We start from the raw sequence: 21,760 nt of genomic DNA on the forward strand, positions 1-21,760 counted from the left end.
GAAAACGTTTTCGTTTTACGAATTAAAAAAACTAACAAGCGTTAGTTTACTTGACAAATTTACAAAAAATTAATCTATTTTTTTGTTAATACCGTTAATTAACACTTCGCTTAATTGTTGAGACAACTCTTCAGGGTTTAAGTCTTCTTTTTTAGGAATCCAGAGATATAAAGAGCGTAAGGTTGATAAAATTGAAAAGAGCATCACTTCAATATTACCATTTATGATCTCGTTATTTTTAACACCTTGTTGAAGAACATTTCTAAACTCATCTTCATAATTAGAACGTAGTTGCAAGTAATACTCCAACTTTTCTTCAAGATGCATCCAATCGTTATTAAGAGAAGCCATGCCGTAAGTGTTTTTAGACGTTATATTGACATGTAACTCTACAGCATCTTTTAGCTTATCTATATTTGATTTGTTTGATTTTTGAATTTCCTGCAATCCAGAAGTAAACTCTTCGGCTAAAGAAATTATAATCTCCTTAAGAATTTCTTGTTTAGAGTTTATATGGTTGTAAAGACTCGCTGCTTTCATGCCCATTTCTGTAGCCAAATCTCGCATAGTAACAGCGCTATATCCTTTTTCTTTAAAAAGCTTTGCAGCTGTTCTTATTATTTCGTCTTTACGGGTTTCCTGTTTCAATTTTTATGTATTTATATATTTTATTGTAAATTTATGAAAAAGTAAAACTATGGGTTTTTTTGATTTTATTTTTGGAGCAAAAAAAAGACAAGTTCAACTTTACATGCAAAACGGCGCTGAAATTATTGATGTAAGAACACAACGTGAATGGGATTCTGGTCACATTGAAGGTTCAAGACACATACCTTTAGACGACTTAAAGAATCATGTTGATGAATTAAAAACATTAAACAAACCTCTTGTTGTTTGCTGTAAAAGTGGTGTTCGTTCTGCTAAAGCTGCTAAATTTTTAAACCTTAATAACATTGATGCGACCAATGGTGGCGGCTGGATTTCTTTGAACAAAAAATTATAGCTTAATATTTTCCATGGCTTTTTGAGACTCTATTGGGTTTTCTGAAAACTTTAATGTCCAACCTAGGGAATTAGTAAGGATATAAAACTTTGAAAGCTCACTTAACAATCTATTTTGTGCATTGGTTTTTAAGTCTGAAGCTTCTATTTTTTTCATCAACTGCTTGTTTACTGTTTTTTTTATTTCGTTATAATCTTTTGCTTCAAAAGGATTGAGGTAGTCAGCTTGTATATCGTAATATTCAAAATCTGGATTGATTTTTATTTCTTCTTTAGGTATATCTAATATTTGTAATGTTTTTGTTGATGAGTCAATGGCATATTCAATTTTTGACAAATCATAAGCAATTGTTACATCAGCATTAACAACAACTAGCGCTTTTTTATCAACTTGAATTAGGTCACCGAAAATTCGTTTAGAATTTTCATAAGTAAATACTTGACTAAAATGTCCTTCTGTAACGACTAGTTTACCTACATTTTTTATCTGTTCTTGAATAAGCGCAGTATTTTCCTGAAGTACAAGTTTGTTATCGCGCTTTTCTCCACAATACTTAAATGTAAAAAGCACTATTAATGTGACTATGATTCCGAATAAAATTTTTCTCATACCTCTAAAATACAAAAAAAGCACTGGTTGCTTCGACAATGAAGCCTAACCAATGCTTAAAATTCCTTGATATTTAGCAGCAAATCAAAGGTATGGTTTTAAAGTAAAACACACTTTAATTACATGTTAGCTATATATTAAATTTATATAATCTTGTTTTTTTTGGCTTTTTGAACAGCTTCTAACTTATTATGAACTTGTAGCTTTTTATAAATGTTCTCAATATGCTTCCTAACAGTTCCTGGTGATAAAATTAGGTTTTCTGCAATTAAATTATAACTCAACCCTTTACTTAATTGCTCTAATACTTCCACTTCACGTTGAGTTAACTTGATATCGTCTTGGTCGTTTTTATTTTCAATTTCTATAGGGTTTCTTAACAGCTTAAGTGTTTTCATAGCAATAGATGGGTTCATTGCTGCGCCTCCATTAAGAGTTTCTAAAATTCCGTCGTGAAGATCTTTAGCGTTTATTTCTTTAAGCAAATAACCATCTGCACCTGCTTTTATAGCATTAAAAATGTTTTCGTCGTTATCAAAAACTGTGAGCATTATGATTTTAATATGCGGATATTTTTGCTTGATGATTTCTGTAGTTTCTATTCCATTAAGCACTGGCATTTCAATATCCATTAGTATTAAATCTACATGGCGATCTTCTTCTATTTTAGTAAGTAAATCAGACCCATTGGTTGCTGAAAACTTGAATTTAAGATCATCAAAAAAGGATAACTTCTCTTTTACTGTATTTATTAAAAAAGAATTATCATCTACAATGGCTATTTTTACTATCATTTATAAATATTTTTTCTAAAAATAGATATTAAAACCAAAATACCAAATACGTCAAATTACGTATTTATTTCTTTTTGTATTACTATGGTGGCGCCTTGTTGCGGGCTTGTTTTTAATGTAAAGCTTGCTTGAATTTCGTGAGCTCGCTTTTTCATATTGTTTAAACCGTTTCCTAATTCTATTGCATTTTGATCAAAACCAACGCCATCATCTTTTACTGTAAGCACTAAATTTTTATTTTCCTTTTGAAAGCTTATTTGAATATTTTTTGCATGCGCATATTTCAAGGCATTATTAACAGCTTCTTGAATGATTCTGTAAATATTCATTCCTTCAACAGATGAAAAAACCAATGTATTAGACAGACTTTCATCTACCTTAAAACTAAAATTAACCACATCTGAAGCATGATTAGCCTTATCTATAAAATTTGAAATTCGAGACTGTAAATCCTCAAAAGATATTTCACTTTTATTCATTGCCCAAATTGTGTCTCTTAACTCATAAATAGTTGCTGTGGTAAACTCACTAATTGTTTTTAGTTTAGAGTCTAGCTTTTCCGGAAGCGTAAAACCGTACTTCAAATTATCTAAAGACGATATAATAAATGTAAGTTGAGCTCCAATATTATCATGTAAATCTCGACTTATTGTTAATCGTTGTTCTTGCAAACGATTCTGGGTTTCTATTTTGGTTAAAGCTTCTTTTAGCTCGCTTTCTTTTTGCAGTTGTTTGTTTCTTAATTTTTGCTGCTTATATAGCAAATACCCTAAAACAGATAGCACTATCGCTAAAATAGTCAAACCTATAATTTGTGTGTTTTTTGTATTTATATGCAGCTCTTTCTCTGCTAAATCTGCTCGCTGTTGTAAAATCTCTTTTTCTTTCTTTTCTGTTTGATATTGAATTTCCAGCTCTGATATTTTACTATTTGTATCTAAATTTAAGATACTATCCTTGAAAGCAGTATATTTTTTATAATACTCTAATGCTTTTTTAGAGTCACTTTTAGCTTCATAATATTCAGAGTAATTCATCAAAGAGGCTTCAATATCTGAAACCGTTTTATATTTTCTTGAATACTGGTAAGCGCTATCTATATATTTTTTGGCTTCAGAGGCTCTGTTTTTCTCTATTAAAACTTGTGCTATATTGTTGTATGATGCTCCTACTCCAACAACATTCCCTATAGATTTTTCTACTATTACAGATTTTTGAAAATACACCAAAGCTGAATCAATTTCTTCTAAATAATAATAAACCGCTCCAACATTATTTGTAGATTCTGCTATACCTTTTTTGTCTTGTAAAGCATATTCTATATTTAAAGAATGCTTAAAATAATCTAACGCTTCTTTTAAGTTTCCGTCGTTAGCATATATAATTGCTATGTTATTATAAACTTCAGAAATGCCTTTTTTATCATCCAGCTTTTCAAACGCAGCTTTAGCTTTCAAATGATATGTAATCGCCTTATCATTAATACCGCTATAACTGTAAACTAAACCTATGTTATTACTTGTTGTAGCAATCTCTTTAGCCATTTGCTTTTCCTCATAAATAGCTAAAGCTTTTAAGTAATATTCAAGAGACGTGTCATAAAGCCCTAAATTTCTATTTGTAACACCAATATTATTATAGGCTGAAGCTAATGTTATAGAATCTTGCGTTTTTAAAATAGCCTCGCTAGAAAGCGCCTTTGATTTCTCAAATTCTCCTAAATCTCTATAAACAATTCCTAAATTATTTTTAATAATAGCAATATCTTTATCATTACTTGCTTTAGTTAAACTTTCTTCTAAAAGTGCTATTGCTAGTTTAGAATCGGTTTTATAGAAACTCATAGCAGAATCATTTAACTTGAGAGCCTGCGCTTGAGAAAATACAGCTACTGAAACAAACAATAAAAGCAATGTTAAAATATGCCTCATAAGTAAATTTTAAAAAGTGAATTGGAAGTATAAGATTAATTGAAATGTTTCTTAAAAACAAATTCTTGCAACAAAATCATTTCTTCAAACACTTTAAAAATACGCCAGTTAAGTGATTTATTTAAATCATTTACCAATTTAATATGTTGCTTATTTGTTTCTGCTTCTATTAACTCTACTTTTATTTTATGACTGATAAGCTGATTATTCTCTTCAGCTAACTTATTTTCAGTAACAGTTATTACTCCAACCTTTACAGAGCAAACTATCAAAAGAAACACCAAACTGTATATAAAAATTGAAAAAATCATTATTTAGAAAGAAAAACAAAAAACACCAAAACCTAATTTTCACAAAGAAACATAAAGGTGTTTGGTGTTTTTTATAATTTGATTAATAGCGTTATAAACTTACAATTTATGTAGTAATACAAAATAATTTTTCGATATAATCTTATTTAAAAAAGATTAAACGTATTACTTAAAATGACTTGATTATTGATAATTTAAATCAAATGCACCATCTGTGATATTCTTAATAGAATCATCATTTGCGTTTTTACATGTAAAGTAAAAAGTACCAATAACTTTTGTATCAGAATCTTCAGTAATTACAATTTCACCAACAAGTCCTGAGTCTTGGTAAGGTGCATTCCAAGTTTGTGAATTAAAAGGATCACTAATGTTTGGCTCAATGTAACTAGCTGATCTAAAAACATTATCATCAGAAAGCTCGTAAGTTCCTACACCATCATAAGCATTAATAATCATATTAATAGCTTGAGATTGCGTATTTCCCTGCATAACCAATGTTGTTTGTCCGCCACCAGTTGATTTACTAGCATAAGAAGTAATCTCTAAAGACGAAAAATCTACACCATCAACTTTAGCTACTATAATTCCTTGTCCTGCACTTGAGTTTGGTCCGATTGGAACAATTGGCGTGGCATCATCATCACTTGAACATGATGAGAAAATTGATAATGAAAACGTCATTACCAGTAACATAATTTTTTTTAATTTTTTCATTTTGAATTGTTTTAGGCTTTTTAACTTGAAGCAAAGTTGACACAAAATAAAGCCGTAGACAATACGATGAATTACGTATTTTTAAAATACGATATGCGAAAAAGACTGCTGCAACTGGTTTTGCTTGTCTTTTAATGATTGAAGAAATGCCTTATGGCTATTAGAGTTTGGATTAAACGGTCTGTGCTGAAGACCTTTTTGTATCACATCAACCTCGTTTAATGTTTTATGAGCCTTTTCTGAAATCCAAACCTGTTTAAATTTTTCCCAAATGTAATTTACTGCTACATCGTTTGGATGTAACATATCGGCTTTATAAAAACGATAGTCGCGAAGTTCGTCCAACATAATTTCATACGAAGGGAAATAATACTGCTGCTTTCTTGGTTCAACAACTTGATGAATAGCTGCAACTAAATGCGCTTTGCTTTGCGTATTCTCAACAAAACCATCTTTAATATGTCGCACTGGAGATACTGTAAAAATTACGGACGCTTTTGGATTAACGCTTTTTATTAAAGCAACTATAGCTTGTAATGATTCTGAAATTTCATCAACCGTTAGCAGCTCTTTTGTAAATTGTTTTTGTGGTACTTTATGGCAATTGGAAACAATAACATCTGATGCTGTATGTCTATAAACCCAAGCAGTTCCTAATGTAACAATAACATGTGTTGCTTGGTGTATTTGCTGATTTGTTGACTGAACAGCATTGTTCAATGCATATAACAAATCATCTTTATTATCACTACTCAACTTGGAATGCGCTTCATAACAATGCCATTGTTCGTTATGAAAAAAGATATCTTCTTCGGTGTACGTTTTAGAATTAATCGCATTAGCAACCAAACGTTCAATGGCTAGCGGATGAAATAAAATACCAAATGGATTTTGAAAATTCTGAAGCTTAAAATAGTTAAACTTCTCTCCTATATTTTCAACAAAACAAGACCCAAACAGCGCTATTTTAGAATGATAATCTATTTGATTATGCGGCTCTGATTGTAACGGTATTTGGGTTTGTAGTTTCATAATGAATTCTGCTTAAAAACAGAATGATAATTTATGCGATATAACTTTTCACTGCTTCCAAAGCGTCTTTTATACCACTAGGATTTTTTCCTCCTGCAGTTGCAAAAAACGGTTGTCCGCCTCCACCACCTTGGATGTGTTTCCCTAATTCTCTAACAATTTGTCCCGCATTCAAGCTTTTTTCAGCAACCAATTCTTTTGAGATATAACAAGACAATAATGCCTTACCATCGTTTTCAGCACCAAAAAGCAGGAATAGGTTATCATATTGACTTCCTAACTCAAAGCATAAATCTTTTATTCCTGCTGCATCTAAATCAACTTGTTTTGCTAGAAATGTGATACCATTAACTTCGGTCAACTCATTTTTAAGCTCACCTTTTAAGTTTTTAGCTTTATCTTTTAAAAGCTGCTCTATTTGCTTTTTTAAGCTTGTATTTTCCTCTTGAAGATTCTGTAATGCTTTTACTGGCTCTTTAGCATTATTAAGTAAATCTTTCATTTCAAAATACGCACGATTGTTTTCAAAATAGAAATCTTTTACAGCATCGTTTGTGATAGCTTCAATACGACGAATTCCAGCAGCAACTGCACCTTCAGATACAATTTTAAAATGCCAAATATCTGCAGTGTTTTTCACGTGAGTTCCACCACAAAGCTCGATAGACTTACCGAATTTTATAGTACGAACAGTATCGCCATATTTTTCTCCAAACAACGCCATTGCACCTTCGTCAATAGCTTGTTGCATTGGAATATTACGTTGTTCTTGCAATGGTAATTTACCTTCAATTCTGGCATTTACAAAGTTTTCTACATCACGCAATTCATCAACAGTTAGTTTAGAGAAATGCGAAAAGTCAAAACGTAAATACTTACTGTGTACTGCACTTCCTTTTTGCTCAACATGTGTTCCTAAAATCTCGCGTAATGCTTGATGTAATAAGTGTGTTGCTGTATGATTACATTCCGTTCTGTAACGTTGTTTTGCATCTACAGTTGCTTTAAAAGTGCCTTGTACATTTTTAGGAAGACTCTTTGCAAAGTGAATAATAACATTGTTTTCCTTTTTGGTATCAACAATATATACAACATCACCAGAAGCATCTTCTAGATAGCCTTTATCGCCAACTTGTCCACCACCTTCAGCATAAAACGGTGTTAAATTAAACACCAGCTGGTACATTTCACCATCCTTTTTTGAAGTTACTTTTCGGTATTTGGTAAGCTTAACATTAGCTTCAGTAACATCATAACCAATAAACTCTTGCTCATCATCTTCAAGAACAATTGTCCAATCGTCTGATTTTAATTGAGAAGCTTGCTTACCACGTTCTTGTTGTTCTTTTAGTTTTTTATCAAACTCTTCGTGGTTATAGGTAAATCCGTTTTCACGAAGAATTAAATCGGTTAAATCTTCTGGAAAACCATAAGTATCTTTAAGTTCAAAAACTTTATTTCCTGAAATTTCTTTGGTGTTAGAATGTGTTATAATTCTATCAAGCAACAATAACCCTTGATCTAATGTTCTTAAGAAAGAAACTTCTTCTTCTTTTATAACATTTTCAATAAGTTGTCTTTGCTCTTTTAATTCAGGGAAAGCTTCTCCCATTTTTTTGATAAGCACATCCACCAAACGGTAAATAAACGGCTCTTTTTGGTCTAAAAACGTAAATCCGTAACGAATAGCACGACGTAAAATTCTACGAATTACATAACCAGCTCCTGTATTACTTGGTAATTGTCCGTCTGCAATAGAGAATGCAACTGCACGAACGTGGTCAGAGATAACTCTAATAGCAACATCTATCTTATCGTTTTTACCGTAATCTTTATCTGCAATGGTTTCAATTTCACGAATTATCGGTGTAAAAACATCAGTATCATAGTTACTTTGCACATTTTGTAATACCATACACAAACGCTCAAAGCCCATTCCGGTATCTATATGTTTGTTTGGTAAGTTTTCTAGAGAACCATTAGCTTTACGATTGTATTGCATAAAAACCAGGTTCCAGATTTCAACCACTTGCGGATGATCCATATTCACCAAATCTTTACCAGAAACCTTCGCTTTTTCTTCAGCAGAACGAATATCAACATGAATCTCACTACAAGGACCACAAGGACCTTGATCTCCCATTTCCCAGAAGTTATCTTTTTTATTACCTTTTAAAATTCGGTCTTCAGCAATGTACTGCTTCCAAATATCGTAAGCTTCAGTATCTAATGGCGTACCATCTTCTTCGTCACCTTCAAAAACAGTTACGTATAAAATATCTTTGTCTATTTTATAAACCTCTGTCAATAATTCCCAAGCCCAAGCAATCGCTTCTTTTTTAAAGTAATCGCCAAAACTCCAGTTACCCAACATTTCAAACAATGTGTGATGATAAGTATCGTAACCAACTTCTTCTAAATCGTTATGTTTTCCAGAAACACGTAAACATTTTTGCGAGTCGGCAATACGATTGCTTTTAGGCTCGGCATTGCCCAAAAAATATTCTTTAAAAGGAGCCATACCAGAGTTAACAAACATTAAGGTTGGATCATCTTTTAACACCATAGGTGCAGATGGTACAATAGCATGCTTTTTATCTTCAAAAAACTTTAAAAATTTAGAACGGATATCTTGAGATTTCATGTAATGGTTTAATTGCTTATAAAACGTTAAATTCTTATTAATTGCGAAACAATTTTTATCTTTACTCGTTTGTAATAAAAATTCAACTTAAAAAGTGATTTGTTCATTGCAAAAATAGTATAAATAAAGAAATGAGTAAGGTAAAATATTATTACGATTCAGAAACACTTTCTTACCGCAAAATTGAGCGAAAAAAAAGACGCACATTTAAGTTTGCCGCTATGTTTATTTTGGCAGCCGCATTATTTGGTTTTTTATTTGTTTTTATTGCTAGTCAATATGTTGAATCTCCTAAAGAACGCGCTTTAAAACGAGAACTAGCAAACATGCAGTTACAGTATCAGTTACTGAACAAAAAAATGGACGAAGCGCAAACCGTTTTATCAAGCATAGAAGATCGCGATAATAACATATACCGCTTATATTTTGAAGCAAACCCGATTCCTGAAGAACAAAGAAAAGCTGGATTTGGTGGTGTAAACCGATATAAAAATCTAGAAGGCTTTGATAACTCAAAATTGATTATAGAAAGCAACAAGCGCATTGATATTTTACAAAAACAAATTGTAGTACAATCTAAATCACTTGATGAAATTGCAGAATTAGCAAAAGAAAAAGAAAAATTACTTGCGGCTATTCCTGCCATTCAACCAGTAAGAAACGAGGATTTAACGCGAATGGCTTCCGGTTACGGAACCCGAATAGACCCTTTTACTAAAGCAAGAAAAATGCATTGGGGCATGGATTTCACAGCACCTCGCGGAACACCTATTTATGCTACCGGAGATGGCGTTGTGACTAGAGCCGACAACCGATCTACAGGCTACGGAAATCACATAAGAATAGACCATGGTTATGGCTATGTGTCTCTTTATGCTCATTTATACAAATACAATGTACGTAAAAACCAAAAAGTAAAACGTGGCGACTTAATTGGGTTTGTAGGTAGCACAGGCCGATCTGAAGCACCACATTTACATTACGAAGTATTTAAAGACGAACAACGCATAAACCCTATTAATTTTTACTACGGAAGTTTAACTGCTGAAGAATTTAATGAATTATTAGAGCACGCTTCTATGGAAAATCAATCATTAGACTAATGCATATAGAATTACCTGAAAAACGCTATTATACCATTGGTGAAGTCGCCAAAGCTTTTGATGTAAACACATCTCTTATCCGCTTTTGGGAAAAGGAATTCGACGAGCTTAAGCCTAAAAAAAATGCCAAAGGCAATAGGAAATTCACTCCAGAAGACATAAAAAACCTTAAATTCATTTACCACCTAGTAAAAGAACGCGGTTTTACACTTGATGGCGCCAAAACACATCTTAAAGAAGAAAAGAAAAAATCACTTACTAATTATGAAATAATCAGTAAATTAGAAGATGTTAAAGCGCAACTTATCAAAATAAAAGAGCAGTTGTAACATTTTACAAAAAGTTACAACTAATCTATAAACACTAATAAAACAAAATCACTTATCATGAAAAAATGGCTTATTCCAGTAATTATTCTTGCCGTAATTGGATTTGGAATTTACAATTGGGCTGTAGGTTTTAATAACACAGCCGTAGAACTAAACGAAAATGTTAGCGAAGCTTGGGGAAATGTTCAAACATCTTACCAACGTCGTAACGACTTAATTGGCAACCTTGTAAACACTGTAAAAGGCGCTGCAGATTTTGAACGTAAAACCTTAACAGATGTTATTGAAGCTCGATCTAAAGCAACAAAAACAACCATTGACCCTTCTAATATTACACCAGAACAGTTAGCACAATTTAACCAAGCGCAAGGCGGATTAAGCAGCGCACTATCTAGATTGCTTGTAACCGTTGAAAAATATCCTGAATTAAAAGCAAATCAAAACTTTTTAAAACTTCAAGACGAATTAACTAGTACTGAAAACTCCATTCAAACATTTAGAACACGTTATAACGAAGCTATAAAACCTTACAACAACCACGTTAAAAAGTTCCCTAACTCACTTCTTGCTGGTATGTTTAATTTTGAAGGAAAACCATACTTTGATGCTGAAGCTGGAGCTGAAAAACCTGTAGATGTTGAATTTGATTTCAGTTCTTAATCATGTCTAAAATTGAAGATTTTTTATCAGCAGAAGAAGAGCAAGATATTATAAATGCTATTCGAGTTGCCGAGAAAAACACATCAGGTGAAATACGAGTTCATTTAGAAAAAAGCGCTAAAAAAGATGTTTTTGAACGCGCTATGGAAGTGTTTCATTTCTTAAAAATGGACAACACAAAACAACAAAACGGTGTTCTTATTTATGTAGCTGTAGAAGACAAAGCATTTGTTATTTATGGTGACAAAGGCATCAACGATGTTGTAGCCAATGATTTTTGGGACACAACCAAAGACATTATCCAAGCACATTTTAAACAAGGAAATTTTAAGCAAGGACTTGTTGATGGCATCTTAAAAGCAGGTAAAGAACTAGAAACATTTTTTCCTTGGGATCATACAGATACTAACGAACTTTCAAACGAAATATCTAAAGGATAAATTTTATATGGATTTTTTAACAAGCAGTATCAAACGTGTAAAGCACCTAAAACTTTTCACGATTTTACTTATAGCTATATTTTATTTCAACCCTTCTTTTGGTCAGTTTGATATCCCTAAAGTTCCAAAAGAACAAACAAGTGTTTACGATTATGTTTCTTTATTATCAAGTACAGAGAAAAGCCATTTAGAGCAAAAACTCATAAAGTACTCTGATACAACCTCAACACAAATTGTTATTGCTATTATTGCGAGTACTCAAGGAGAAAACATTGGATTACTAGCTCCTAGATGGGCACACGATTGGGGTATTGGTCAAGCAAAAGAAGACAATGGTGTTTTTATTTTGCTCGCTCGAGATGACAGAAAAATATGGATTGCTCCAGGTTATGGCGTAGAGCATAAATTAACCGCAGGAATAACAGGAGAACTTGTTAGAAATATTATTATTCCAGAGTTTAAACGCAATGATTATTATGCTGGTCTAGACAAAGGCACTGATGCTATTTTTCAAGTTTTACTAGGCGAATATAAAGGATCAAGAAAATCATCAAACTCTTCTAACGGATTTCCGATTGGTTTTCTTTTTATGTTTATCATATTTATAATCATAATAATTTCTATCTCAAAAGGTAGACGTGGCGGCGGCGGAAACGGTGGTTCTGGCGGAAGAAAAAATGAAGGATTCAGTATTCTTGATGCGATTATATTAAGCAATATGGGACGTGGCAGTTACGGTGGTTCTTCTGGTGGCTTTGGAAGTGGCGGCGGCTTTTCCGGAGGTGGTTTTGGCGGCGGCTTTGGAGGCGGCGGTTTTTCCGGAGGTGGCGCTGGCGGAAGTTGGTAATAAAAACATTAAAAAAACAAAAAAAGAGCACTGTAATAGTGCTCTTTTTTGCTTGTAGTTGCTTGATGATTTTTTAGTCAAAGTAAAAACCTCCGCCATCATTAGTCTCTCCTTTTTTGCCAAGACTATTAAACTTCCAGCTAAAGCTCAACATAAAGTAACGTTCTAAAACTGTACTTTGAGAATCCTCTATGTAATTTTGAGTAGCTCTTCTTCTTGCGTTGGTGTTTTGGTTTAACAAATCGTAAGCCTTTAAGGTTATTGTACCTTTATCTTTTAAAACAGAATAAGCGAGGGTTGCATTCCAAAACCATGCACTTTTTTGAAAACCATCAGCTATGTTTGGGTTGTAGTTATAGCGTATATCGTTTCGCCATTCAAACTTTTTAGGTAAAAAGAGTGCTGTTCCTATTCTTAACTCATGATATAAAAAGTCTCTGTCTTCAAAGGCTGCAATATTGTATGAGTTTTTACTAAAGTTTATACTGTATCTAGGTCTTATTTCTAAAACATCTTTCCACTCAAACTTGGCACTAACTTCAGGTGATAACGATCTAACACGACTCGCATATTGAACTCCGTTATTAAAGTTTATATCTCTAGAAAAGTTTCCGTAAACGCCAATACCTGCGCTTATTGATCTTAAAGAATCTACTTTTACACGTTTATCATAATCAACGCCTCCATAAAAATCATAACTTCCATTTACATTTGCATAGGTTGTTTGTCTTACTAAATCTTCGTTTATAGTTGTTTTAGACACTATTTTATTATTAGTAAATGTGGCTCCAAAATAACTATAAAACCCTGTTCTATTTTGAAAATCGTAAGAGTTGAAACCAGCATAAATACGATGATTACTTTCTGGTTCTAAGTTAGGGTTACCAACCACTGTATTTAACGGATTAGACACATCATTAAACGCTTGTAGTTGCGACAATTGTGGCGGATCATTTCTTAAACGATAATTAAAATAGAGAGAGGCTTTATCATTAAACCTATAATTTGCATAAGAGCTTAATTGTATCGTTTTAAAATCTCGCTTTATGGTAAGTTGTGGCCTTAAATGATCTATATTTTCTAATGTTCTAAAAAGGTATTGCGCTCCTATTCTTGATGAAAATTTTTCTTTTCTATAACTAATGGACATTCCTGGAGAACTTTGTTCATCAATATATTCAAAGTCTGTACTTAAATCAGTATTAAAGTCTGAATATTGACCTGTTGCTAAATCACGATCTAGCGTTGTTTTGGTATCTATAGTTTTATTCCTTTGATACTCGTATTCAAAATTTAGGAATAGTTCTTTTGCTATGATTGGCAACCTATATGTAATGGAAGAGTTTAAATTGTTTCTTTCTCCGCTTCCATCTGTATATTGATCTCTTATTATTTGATCTGTTAGTACATAATCTGGATTACTAGGATCTGTAACATCTTCGCCATAAACATTGGTTTGAGATTTTAAATAATCATCACTTGAACTTTTATTAATTTCATTTGTGATATTAAACCTTAAAAAAGCGCCTTTATTTCCAAATCGTTTTGTAACATTCAATCTGTTTCTAAAATTCCTCGCTTCATTTTCCACAAATGACGATGTATTAGATTCATTGGTTAAAACATTCTCTTCTTCACTAGATGTTTCATCTCTAAAAAAACTTGTTTTACTATTTGAATACCTAAAAGACGGATCTATGTTGATTAAAAAAGTAGAATCTACTTCTATATCAAAGCCAAGATTTGCACTATGACTATCACTATCACTTATAGATTTAGAGTTTGATGTGGTAAAATATCTTGAGTCAGGCAAGATATTTTCTCGCTCTGACGATGATTCGTTTTCAGAGCTACTTCCAGAAAAGAAATAATCGGCAGAGATATCTGTTTTTTCACCTATTACATCTGCATAATTAAATCCAGCATTCTGGGATTTTGTTATTCCTTGTCCGCCACCAAATGTACGGCCATCTATGGTAAATGTTCCGTTGCTAGACATTGACATACTATTAGCTCCGCCAAACATTTTTCTTATTTCTCCAAAACTAAAGCCTGGAGAATTAATATTGTTACCTCCTAAAAGCACACTTATACGCCTGTCATTATTAAAATAATTGAGCATTCCAGCACCTTCATAACGCTCATCTGTTCCAGCTCCAGCGGCTATTCTACCAAAAACACCTTTATTTTTCTCTTCACTAATGGTTAGGTTTATGGTTTTGTTTTCTCCATCGGTAACTTCGCCTGTAAAAGCTTCAGATTTTGTTTTAGTATCAACAACTTGTATTTTCTCAATAAGCTCTTTAGTTAAGTTTTTTGTTGTGATTGTAGGATCGTCTCCAAAAAATGGTTTTCCGTTAACTAATATTTTATTAACCTCTTTACCATTTATTTTTATTTTTCCTTCTTCATCAACCTCAACACCTGGTAATTGTTTCAGTAAATCTTCAACAGTAGCGTCTTTTTTTGTTTTAAAAGAACTTACATTAAACTCTAACGTATCTTTTTTTATGGTAACTGGTGCAGCTGATTTAATAACGACTTCATCTAGAGCGTTATCGCTTACCGCCATGGCAATTTTGCTTAAGTTTATTTTTTCTTTGTCTAATAAAACACGTTGATAATACGTTTTATAACCTACAAAAGAGACATACATATTTGCCGCCTTATCACTACTCCGCTCTTGTAAGGTGAAGTTTCCATTTTTATCAGAAATGGTATAGGTTATTAACGAACTATCTTTTTCGCGTTCTAAATAGATTGTAGCAGACTCTAAAGGTGATTGATCTTCTTCTGCAACTAGGGTTCCTGAAATTTCAAATGATTTTGATTGGGAAAACGATACACTGACACAAAGAAATGCCAGGAAGACAAGTGATTTCTTCATTTTTTTTGATTGATGTTTAGCGTTTTGTTAACTTAAAAACGAAGGTATTGTCTTTTTCGTATGAAATTTCTTAAAAAAACTATAAAGTTGTGTTATTTTTTACGCATATACACACTTACAGGAACTCCATGAAAATCAAAATGTTCACGCAGTTTATTTTCTAAAAATCGCTTATAAGGTTCTTTTACATATTGAGGTAAATTACAGAAAAATGCAAACTGTGGTTGCGGTGTTGGCAACTGCATGATATATTTAATTTTCACATATTTTCCTTTATATGCAGGCGGCGGATTTTGCTCTATGATTGGTAAAAGAATTTCGTTGAGTTGGCTTGTTTTTATTCGTTTGGTTCTGTTTTGATAAACTTCAACAGCCGTTTCTATAGCTTTGAAAATTCGCTGTTTGTTTAATACAGAAATAAAAACAATTGGCACATCTGTAAAAGGCTCTATTTCACGTCTTATTACACGCTCATACTCTTTTATAGTCTTATTATCTTTATCTACTAAATCCCATTTATTAACAAGAATCACAATACCTTTTCTATTGCGTTCTGCTAACCAAAAAATATTTTGCACTTGACCATCAAAACCTCGTGTTGCATCCATAACAAGTAAACATACATCACAATGCTCTATGGCTCTAACGCTTCGCATTACAGAATAAAACTCTAAATCTTCTTTTACTTTAGCTTTACGTCTAATTCCAGCCGTATCAACCAAGTTAAATTCAAACCCAAATCGGTTATACTTTGTATCTATGGAGTCTCTGGTAGTTCCAGCTATATCTGTAACAATGTATCTATCCTCACCTATTAATGCATTTATAAAAGATGATTTTCCTGCATTAGGACGACCAACCACTGCAAATCTAGGTAGCTCTTCTTTTTCTTCTTCTTCAACATCTGGAAGTGCCTCAACTAATGCATCAAGTAAATCTCCCGTACCGCTACCATTTATACTCGCTATGGTATAATACTCACCTAACCCAAGAGCATAAAACTCTACAGCATCTTCGGCACGTTTATTATTATCAACTTTATTTACAGCAAGAAACACTGGCTTATCAACCTTTCTTAATAATTTGGCAACATCTTCATCCATACCAGTTACACCAGCTTCAACATCAACCATAAATATAATAGCATCAGCTTCATCAATAGCTAATTCTACTTGTTTATCAATCTCGGCCTCAAAAATATCGTCACTTCCTAACACATATCCGCCTGTATCTATTAAAGAAAATTCTTTACCATTCCAGTCACTTTTACCGTAATGGCGATCTCTTGTCACTCCACTAACAGCATCAACAATTGCCTCTCTACGCTGAATCAAGCGATTAAAGAATGTTGATTTTCCTACATTTGGTCTTCCTACAATAGCAACAATGTTACCCATTTTAAATAAAATTTTGGTGCAAATATAATGATATGCTTATGATTTCGTTGTATTTTGTGGTACTCAAATAATAATTTTTGTCATGAAAAATAATATCACTGCAATAATATTCTCTTTAGCCATTGTAATTTCTGCATTTTTATTAGGAAATGCTTTTATGAATAGAAACAAAGCTGATGGTACAATATCTGTAAACGGATTAGGGAAAGCTGATTTTACTTCAGACTTAATTGTTTGGGAAGGTTCTTTTGCAAAAGAAAGTTCTAATTTACAGCAAGCATTTAATGATTTAGAAAAAGACAAAAAAATAATTTCAGACTACTTACTATCAAAAGGTATTACGGAAAAAGAACTTGTTTTTAACGCTGTAAATAGTCGTAAAAATTCGCGAGCAAAATATACAGCTGATGGAAAATACGTAGGCGAAGAATTTTTAGGTTATGTTTTAACGCAATCATTACAAATAGATTCTAATGATGTTGAAAAGGTTGAAAAAATTTCTCGAGAAATTACCGAGCTTCTTAACAAAGGAATTCAGTTTTACTCTCAAGCACCGCGATATTACTATACAAAACTAGCCGATTTAAAAATTGAAATGATTTCTAAAGCAACAGCAGATGCTAAAATGCGTGCTGAAACTATAGCAAAAAACTCGGGCGGCAAATTAGGTAGCTTGATTTCTGCAAAACTTGGCGTGTTTCAAATTACTGGTCAAAACTCTAACGAAGATTATTCTTGGGGCGGAACTTACAATACGTCTTCAAAAGAAAAAACGGCTTCTATCACTATGAAACTAGATTACGAAGCCAATTAACTCACTATTTTTGATTGTAACCAAAACGTTTTAATTGATTGGTATTAGAACGCCAATTTTTATTCACTTTCACGTAAAGTTCTAGGTGAATTTGTTTTCCAAAGAATTTTTCTAAATCTTTTCTGGCTTCAATACCAACACGTTTTAAAGCAGATCCTTTGTGACCTATTATAATGCCTTTTTGGGTATCTCGCTCTACCATAATTACAGAGCGCATGCGAATTATATCATCTTCTTCAAGAAACTCTTCTGTATCAATTTCTACTGCATAAGGAATCTCTTTTTTATAATGCAATAGTATTTTTTCTCTAATGGTTTCATTTACAAAAAAACGTTCAGGCTTATCAGTTAACTGATCTTTTGGATAAAATGGCGGTGAGTCAGGAAGCAACTCTATAATTCTAGTAAAAACCTCTTGTACCTGAAAACCTTCTAAAGCTGAAATAGCAAAAATCTCGGCATTAGGAACTTTTTTAGACCAGGCTTGCACTTGTTCTTCAAGTTGTTCTTGATTGGACGTATCAATCTTATTTAAAAGTAGTAAAACAGGTATTTTTGAATTGGTTATTTTATTAAAAAAAGCTTCATCTTTTAATTCTTTTTCACCAATCTCAACCATGTAGATTAACACATCTGCATCATCAAAAGCAGACTTTACAAAATCCATCATAGATTCTTGTAACTCGTAAGCTGGTTTAATAATCCCTGGTGTATCACTTAAAACCATTTGAAAATTCTCACCATTTACAATACCAAGTATTCTATGACGCGTTGTTTGTGCTTTTGAGGTGATGATAGATAATTTTTCACCAACAAAAGCATTCATTAAGGTTGACTTACCTACATTAGGGTTTCCTATAATATTTACAAAACCAGCTTTGTGCATTCTTTTATATTTTATGCAAAGATACTACTTGTTATTTTTCAATAACACGATTATTAAAAAAAGTACCTACGATCTAGGTTTGTTAATACCTCTATCATACAAAACAATACTACCTGCAACAGATACGTTAAGGCTTAATTGCGATTTAAATTTCACCAAAAAGTGACTTTTTTCTATAGCTTGTTTTGACAGGCCATGATCTTCTGCACCTAACAAATACACACAACGTCTAGGATGGTGAAAGGTCTCTAGATCTTCAGCTTCATTGGTAAGTTCAACACCAACAATTCTAGCACCTTTAGGCAGGTTATTATAAAAATCATCAAAAGTTTCATAGTGAAAATACGGCATTGATTTTACTGCATTATGTGTATCACATGCTTGTTTAGCATAACGATTGCCTATTGTGAATATAAAACTTGCTCCTAAATTTTGAGCAGAACGCCATAAAACACCCAAATTTTCAGGGGTTTTACCATTTTGGATACCGATTCCAAAAAACTCATTTTCAAAGTTATCTAACATGCTGGCAATTTATAAAATTAAAAAGAGTATATCAGTTAACTTTTCGCTATTGTAGTACTTTTTAACAAAAAAGACCAAAGTATAAACTTCAGCCTTCTATTTAGTAGCGGGAACTAGACTCGAACCAGTGACCTTCGGGTTATGAGCCCGACCTTACGCCCTTTTAAAACACAAACACTGGGTGTTTGAGCTGTATATTTTATGAAATCGTGTTCAAAATCGTGTTCAAGATTTTGTCTACTTGTTAATAGAATTTCTTTAAACAAATTAACTAATTTTTCATGTAATCTTGCCATTTAATGAGAATATATTTATCAACATTATTTTCCTGCTTTTTAAGAAACCCATATTCATAAACAAACAAGTAAACATCTCCCTTTTTGTTTTTCCAATAATGAGTAAAGAAATTGGGGTCAAATCCTTCATCCTTTATCAAAGACGCTCTTACAGTTGCCTTACCTGCTTTATTGAATTGTTTTAAAATACGTCTATTAGACTTTAATTGATTATCAACTCTATTGTAAAATCGTGGAGCTTCTTCTAAAGACCTTTTGTAGTGATAAGAACTCTTACAATGAAGGTCACAAAACCGCTTATCTGACCTGCCTTTTAGTTCCTTTCCACAAGCTAAACATGTTTTTTGATTCATACCTTACAATTTAACCGTATATTATACGAATACTATTCGTGTAAGATACGACTAATTCATTTTTACTCCCTAATTTTAAATAAAAAGTATCATGAAGTTCAGTCAACATATAACATTAAAACATTTATTGGTAGATAATAAAAAACATATTGGTCTTCAATTCTACGCTAATAGAGCTTTAGATATACTTGTAAAGCAACTTAAAAATGTTAAATGGAATGATGAATTTAACATGTATCAGGTTCCAAACAATAAAAATCAATTAGATGAAATATACAATACCTTTAGGGGTGTTGCTTGGATTGATTCTAAATATTTCTTTACTAATACGCGTTCAAAAGAGCTTGATGAAGTCTTTGACGTAGACTGGTATAGAAAAAGGATACGCCCTTCCAATTACAAGTTGTGTCCTGAATCTTATTTACAAAAACTTGAACTTAAAAAATACTCTAATAATACAGTCAAAACCTATGTTTCATTATTTGAAGATTTTATAAATTACTATTCTGCTAAAGATATTGATCAAATCAATGAAGTTGACATAAGAGACTACCTGAAAGTATTAATTCAAAGTAAGCGCTCAAACTCCTACATAAACCAAAGTATAAATAGTATTAAGTTCTATTACGAAGTAGTCATGGGCATGCCAAATAGACTCTATCGTATTGAGCGTCCTAGAAAACACAAGAAACTTCCAACAGTTTTATCAAAGACCGAAATTAAATCCCTTATCGAGTGTACCAATAACTTAAAACATCGCTGTATAGTATCTCTTCTCTATTCAAGTGGATTGAGACGAAATGAGCTAATTAATTTAAAAATCAATGATATTGACAGTTCCCGAATGTTAATTCATGTTGTTGATGCTAAAGGGAACAAAGACCGTTATACCATATTGTCTAATAATGTTTTAAACGACTTAAGGGAATATTACAAAATTTGGAAGCCAACAAGCTACCTTTTTGAAGGAAGAAGGAATAACCAATATAGTGGTAACAGTGTTGGCAAGATAGTTTCTGAAGCAGCAACAAAGGCACGGATAAAAAAGAAAGTCACTCCACATATATTAAGACATACTTTTGCTACTCACTTATTAGAAATCGGAACAGACCTCAGGCACATACAACTATTACTTGGGCACAACTCAACACAAACCACTGAAATTTATACTCATGTAGCTAAAAGCAGTTTTGATTTCATAAAAAATCCGTTAGATTTGTAAGTATATATATAATAAAAATAAACACACTAGTGTGTTTATCCATACGTTGGCAGTAATGTGGAAAAACGAGATAAATTGAAAAAAGTATAAATATGGACAGAAAAGAATTTTTAAGAAACACGGCAATTTTAGGTGGAGCGACAATCCTACCAATGAACAACGTTTTTTCACAAAATGTAACGGAAAACGGAATTGACAGATTAGTGGACAGTAATGGAAATTTCATTCAAAAATCACTTCCATACAATAAAACTTTTTTGGAGCCACATATGGATGAAGAAACCTTACATCTGCACTTTGAATTTCATCACGGTGGAGCAGTAAAAGGGGCAAACACAGATTTGATTAAAATTAAGGAACATCTAAAATCGGGCGATTTAGACCAAGTGGATTTGTGGACCCGAAAGTTAGCTTACCACTTTTCAAGCCACGTGCTTCATTCCATCTTTTGGACGAACTTAACGAATAAAAAAACTGAACCCAAAACTGAACTCTTAAAACAGATAGAAAAGGATTTCGGTTCATTTGACAAACTGAAAAGCTATATCGGGAAAATATCAAAAACTGTAGAAGGAAGCGGTTGGGGTATTTTGGGTTACCAACCTTATTCGGATAGCTTGACATTGTTACAATGCGAAAATCATCAAAAATTAACACAATGGGGAGTTGTTCCGATTTTGGTGATTGATGTTTGGGAACACGCCTATTATTTGAAATACAAAAATAAAAGAGCCGATTTTGTTGATACAGTTCTTGAAATTATCAATTGGGACAATGTAGCTGACCGATTTATGACAGCAAAACGACTGACAAAATAAACACTACTGCCAACAATGGCTATAAGTAATTGCTTGTTCTCGCCTACTTCTGAAAATCCTCACGGATTTTCAGTTTGGTGTGTACTTGCAAAGTTAAGTGCTAAACCACGCAACTACTCATAGCCGAAACCGTTGTAGTGCA

The 21,760-nt window shown here is 32.5% G+C and carries 22 protein-coding genes; 9 read left to right on the forward strand and 13 right to left on the reverse strand.

Going from position 1 to position 21,760, the window contains the following annotated elements; translation table 11 throughout:
• Positions 1 to 69: 69 nt before the first annotated feature.
• Positions 70 to 648, reverse strand: coding sequence for a TetR/AcrR family transcriptional regulator (locus ACN5J3_RS11365; protein WP_418511824.1), 579 nt, complete (start codon positions 646 to 648; stop codon positions 70 to 72).
• 49 nt (positions 649 to 697) lie between these two features.
• Here ACN5J3_RS11365 and ACN5J3_RS11370 point away from each other — a divergent pair, with 49 nt between their 5' ends.
• Positions 698 to 1,003, forward strand: a complete 306-nt coding sequence (locus tag ACN5J3_RS11370; protein ID WP_417289870.1) for a rhodanese-like domain-containing protein — start codon at positions 698 to 700, stop codon at positions 1,001 to 1,003.
• Here the strand turns inward: ACN5J3_RS11370 and ACN5J3_RS11375 are convergent.
• The 7 genes from ACN5J3_RS11375 to alaS form a co-directional block, all read right to left on the reverse strand.
• Complete coding sequence (locus tag ACN5J3_RS11375; protein ID WP_418509269.1) at positions 998 to 1,612, reverse strand: DUF4230 domain-containing protein; 615 nt, start codon at positions 1,610 to 1,612, stop codon at positions 998 to 1,000. The genes ACN5J3_RS11370 and ACN5J3_RS11375 overlap by 6 nt on opposite strands.
• A gap of 143 nt (positions 1,613 to 1,755) precedes the next feature.
• Positions 1,756 to 2,406 carry a response regulator gene (locus ACN5J3_RS11380; RefSeq protein ID WP_417289872.1) on the reverse strand — a complete coding sequence of 217 codons (651 nt, stop codon included), beginning with the start codon at positions 2,404 to 2,406 and terminating at the stop codon, positions 1,756 to 1,758.
• 56 nt (positions 2,407 to 2,462) lie between these two features.
• Entirely contained in the window at positions 2,463 to 4,337 is a 1,875-nt protein-coding gene (locus ACN5J3_RS11385; protein ID WP_418511825.1) for a tetratricopeptide repeat protein, read from the reverse strand.
• Positions 4,338 to 4,372: 35 nt separating this feature from the next.
• Positions 4,373 to 4,648 carry a hypothetical protein gene (locus ACN5J3_RS11390; RefSeq protein WP_418511826.1) on the reverse strand — a complete coding sequence of 92 codons (276 nt, stop codon included), beginning with the start codon at positions 4,646 to 4,648 and terminating at the stop codon, positions 4,373 to 4,375.
• Between the two features lie 183 nt (positions 4,649 to 4,831).
• Entirely contained in the window at positions 4,832 to 5,365 is a 534-nt protein-coding gene (locus ACN5J3_RS11395) for a DUF6252 family protein (protein ID WP_417289875.1), read from the reverse strand.
• 81 nt (positions 5,366 to 5,446) lie between these two features.
• A complete protein-coding gene (locus tag ACN5J3_RS11400) occupies positions 5,447 to 6,397 on the reverse strand; it encodes a GSCFA domain-containing protein (protein ID WP_418511827.1) in 951 nt (316 codons plus the stop codon).
• 31 nt (positions 6,398 to 6,428) lie between these two features.
• Positions 6,429 to 9,041, reverse strand: coding sequence for an alanine--tRNA ligase (gene alaS / locus ACN5J3_RS11405; protein WP_418511829.1), 2,613 nt, complete (start codon positions 9,039 to 9,041; stop codon positions 6,429 to 6,431).
• Positions 9,042 to 9,172: 131 nt separating this feature from the next.
• Here alaS and ACN5J3_RS11410 point away from each other — a divergent pair, with 131 nt between their 5' ends.
• The 5 genes from ACN5J3_RS11410 to ACN5J3_RS11430 are packed head-to-tail and all read left to right on the forward strand — an operon-like array spanning position 9,173 to position 12,420.
• Complete coding sequence (locus ACN5J3_RS11410; protein WP_417289878.1) at positions 9,173 to 10,144, forward strand: peptidoglycan DD-metalloendopeptidase family protein; 972 nt, start codon at positions 9,173 to 9,175, stop codon at positions 10,142 to 10,144.
• Positions 10,144 to 10,473, forward strand: coding sequence for a MerR family transcriptional regulator (locus ACN5J3_RS11415; RefSeq protein WP_344728348.1), 330 nt, complete (start codon positions 10,144 to 10,146; stop codon positions 10,471 to 10,473). Before ACN5J3_RS11410 ends, ACN5J3_RS11415 begins: the two co-directional genes overlap by 1 nt.
• A 57-nt stretch (positions 10,474 to 10,530) precedes the next feature.
• On the forward strand, positions 10,531 to 11,133 hold the full coding sequence (locus ACN5J3_RS11420; protein ID WP_418511830.1) for a LemA family protein: 603 nt from the start codon (positions 10,531 to 10,533) through the stop codon (positions 11,131 to 11,133).
• 2 nt (positions 11,134 to 11,135) lie between these two features.
• Complete coding sequence (locus ACN5J3_RS11425; RefSeq protein WP_344728344.1) at positions 11,136 to 11,573, forward strand: TPM domain-containing protein; 438 nt, start codon at positions 11,136 to 11,138, stop codon at positions 11,571 to 11,573.
• Between the two features lie 7 nt (positions 11,574 to 11,580).
• Complete coding sequence (locus ACN5J3_RS11430; protein ID WP_417289880.1) at positions 11,581 to 12,420, forward strand: TPM domain-containing protein; 840 nt, start codon at positions 11,581 to 11,583, stop codon at positions 12,418 to 12,420.
• Positions 12,421 to 12,493: 73 nt separating this feature from the next.
• Here ACN5J3_RS11430 and ACN5J3_RS11435 read toward each other — a convergent pair whose 3' ends face one another.
• Positions 12,494 to 15,307, reverse strand: coding sequence for an outer membrane beta-barrel protein (locus ACN5J3_RS11435; RefSeq protein WP_417289881.1), 2,814 nt, complete (start codon positions 15,305 to 15,307; stop codon positions 12,494 to 12,496).
• Between the two features lie 92 nt (positions 15,308 to 15,399).
• Complete coding sequence (gene der, locus ACN5J3_RS11440; protein ID WP_417289882.1) at positions 15,400 to 16,704, reverse strand: ribosome biogenesis GTPase Der; 1,305 nt, start codon at positions 16,702 to 16,704, stop codon at positions 15,400 to 15,402.
• Positions 16,705 to 16,786: 82 nt separating this feature from the next.
• Between der and ACN5J3_RS11445 the strand changes: the two genes are divergently transcribed.
• Entirely contained in the window at positions 16,787 to 17,518 is a 732-nt protein-coding gene (locus ACN5J3_RS11445) for an SIMPL domain-containing protein (RefSeq protein ID WP_418511831.1), read from the forward strand.
• Between the two features lie 4 nt (positions 17,519 to 17,522).
• On the opposite strand, the gene era is transcribed toward ACN5J3_RS11445, so the two are convergent.
• The 3 genes from era to ACN5J3_RS11460 form a co-directional block, all read right to left on the reverse strand.
• Positions 17,523 to 18,404 carry a GTPase Era gene (era, locus tag ACN5J3_RS11450; RefSeq protein WP_418511832.1) on the reverse strand — a complete coding sequence of 294 codons (882 nt, stop codon included), beginning with the start codon at positions 18,402 to 18,404 and terminating at the stop codon, positions 17,523 to 17,525.
• 66 nt (positions 18,405 to 18,470) lie between these two features.
• A complete protein-coding gene (locus ACN5J3_RS11455; protein WP_344728331.1) occupies positions 18,471 to 18,929 on the reverse strand; it encodes an RNA methyltransferase in 459 nt (152 codons plus the stop codon).
• A gap of 271 nt (positions 18,930 to 19,200) precedes the next feature.
• A complete protein-coding gene (locus ACN5J3_RS11460) occupies positions 19,201 to 19,578 on the reverse strand; it encodes a hypothetical protein (protein WP_418511834.1) in 378 nt (125 codons plus the stop codon).
• Positions 19,579 to 19,669: 91 nt separating this feature from the next.
• On the opposite strand from ACN5J3_RS11460, the gene xerA reads away from it, so the two are divergent.
• Both xerA and ACN5J3_RS11470 read left to right on the forward strand, forming a co-directional pair.
• On the forward strand, positions 19,670 to 20,800 hold the full coding sequence (gene xerA, locus ACN5J3_RS11465; RefSeq protein ID WP_418511835.1) for a site-specific tyrosine recombinase/integron integrase: 1,131 nt from the start codon (positions 19,670 to 19,672) through the stop codon (positions 20,798 to 20,800).
• Between the two features lie 92 nt (positions 20,801 to 20,892).
• Positions 20,893 to 21,618 carry a superoxide dismutase gene (locus tag ACN5J3_RS11470; RefSeq protein ID WP_009780324.1) on the forward strand — a complete coding sequence of 242 codons (726 nt, stop codon included), beginning with the start codon at positions 20,893 to 20,895 and terminating at the stop codon, positions 21,616 to 21,618.
• Positions 21,619 to 21,760: the final 142 nt, after the last annotated feature.

Source organism: Corallibacter sp., from assembly GCF_048381695.1.
Lineage (GTDB): Bacteria > Bacteroidota > Bacteroidia > Flavobacteriales > Flavobacteriaceae > Corallibacter > Corallibacter vietnamensis.

Bases quoted from the DNA above. Each gene is read 5' to 3' on its own strand.
- ACN5J3_RS11370 (WP_417289870.1), top strand. From the start codon at position 698: ATGGGTTTTTTTGATTTTATTTTTGGAGCAAAAAAAAGACAAGTTCAA.
- ACN5J3_RS11375 (WP_418509269.1), bottom strand. From the start codon at position 1,612: ATGAGAAAAATTTTATTCGGAATCATAGTCACATTAATAGTGCTTTTT.
- ACN5J3_RS11380 (WP_417289872.1), bottom strand. From the start codon at position 2,406: ATGATAGTAAAAATAGCCATTGTAGATGATAATTCTTTTTTAATAAAT.
- ACN5J3_RS11385 (WP_418511825.1), bottom strand. From the start codon at position 4,337: ATGAGGCATATTTTAACATTGCTTTTATTGTTTGTTTCAGTAGCTGTA.
- ACN5J3_RS11390 (WP_418511826.1), bottom strand. From the start codon at position 4,648: ATGATTTTTTCAATTTTTATATACAGTTTGGTGTTTCTTTTGATAGTT.
- ACN5J3_RS11395 (WP_417289875.1), bottom strand. From the start codon at position 5,365: ATGAAAAAATTAAAAAAAATTATGTTACTGGTAATGACGTTTTCATTA.
- ACN5J3_RS11400 (WP_418511827.1), bottom strand. From the start codon at position 6,397: ATGAAACTACAAACCCAAATACCGTTACAATCAGAGCCGCATAATCAA.
- alaS (WP_418511829.1), bottom strand. From the start codon at position 9,041: ATGAAATCTCAAGATATCCGTTCTAAATTTTTAAAGTTTTTTGAAGAT.
- ACN5J3_RS11410 (WP_417289878.1), top strand. From the start codon at position 9,173: ATGAGTAAGGTAAAATATTATTACGATTCAGAAACACTTTCTTACCGC.
- ACN5J3_RS11415 (WP_344728348.1), top strand. From the start codon at position 10,144: ATGCATATAGAATTACCTGAAAAACGCTATTATACCATTGGTGAAGTC.
- ACN5J3_RS11420 (WP_418511830.1), top strand. From the start codon at position 10,531: ATGAAAAAATGGCTTATTCCAGTAATTATTCTTGCCGTAATTGGATTT.
- ACN5J3_RS11425 (WP_344728344.1), top strand. From the start codon at position 11,136: ATGTCTAAAATTGAAGATTTTTTATCAGCAGAAGAAGAGCAAGATATT.
- ACN5J3_RS11430 (WP_417289880.1), top strand. From the start codon at position 11,581: ATGGATTTTTTAACAAGCAGTATCAAACGTGTAAAGCACCTAAAACTT.
- ACN5J3_RS11435 (WP_417289881.1), bottom strand. From the start codon at position 15,307: ATGAAGAAATCACTTGTCTTCCTGGCATTTCTTTGTGTCAGTGTATCG.
- der (WP_417289882.1), bottom strand. From the start codon at position 16,704: ATGGGTAACATTGTTGCTATTGTAGGAAGACCAAATGTAGGAAAATCA.
- ACN5J3_RS11445 (WP_418511831.1), top strand. From the start codon at position 16,787: ATGAAAAATAATATCACTGCAATAATATTCTCTTTAGCCATTGTAATT.
- era (WP_418511832.1), bottom strand. From the start codon at position 18,404: ATGCACAAAGCTGGTTTTGTAAATATTATAGGAAACCCTAATGTAGGT.
- ACN5J3_RS11455 (WP_344728331.1), bottom strand. From the start codon at position 18,929: ATGTTAGATAACTTTGAAAATGAGTTTTTTGGAATCGGTATCCAAAAT.
- ACN5J3_RS11460 (WP_418511834.1), bottom strand. From the start codon at position 19,578: ATGAATCAAAAAACATGTTTAGCTTGTGGAAAGGAACTAAAAGGCAGG.
- xerA (WP_418511835.1), top strand. From the start codon at position 19,670: ATGAAGTTCAGTCAACATATAACATTAAAACATTTATTGGTAGATAAT.
- ACN5J3_RS11470 (WP_009780324.1), top strand. From the start codon at position 20,893: ATGGACAGAAAAGAATTTTTAAGAAACACGGCAATTTTAGGTGGAGCG.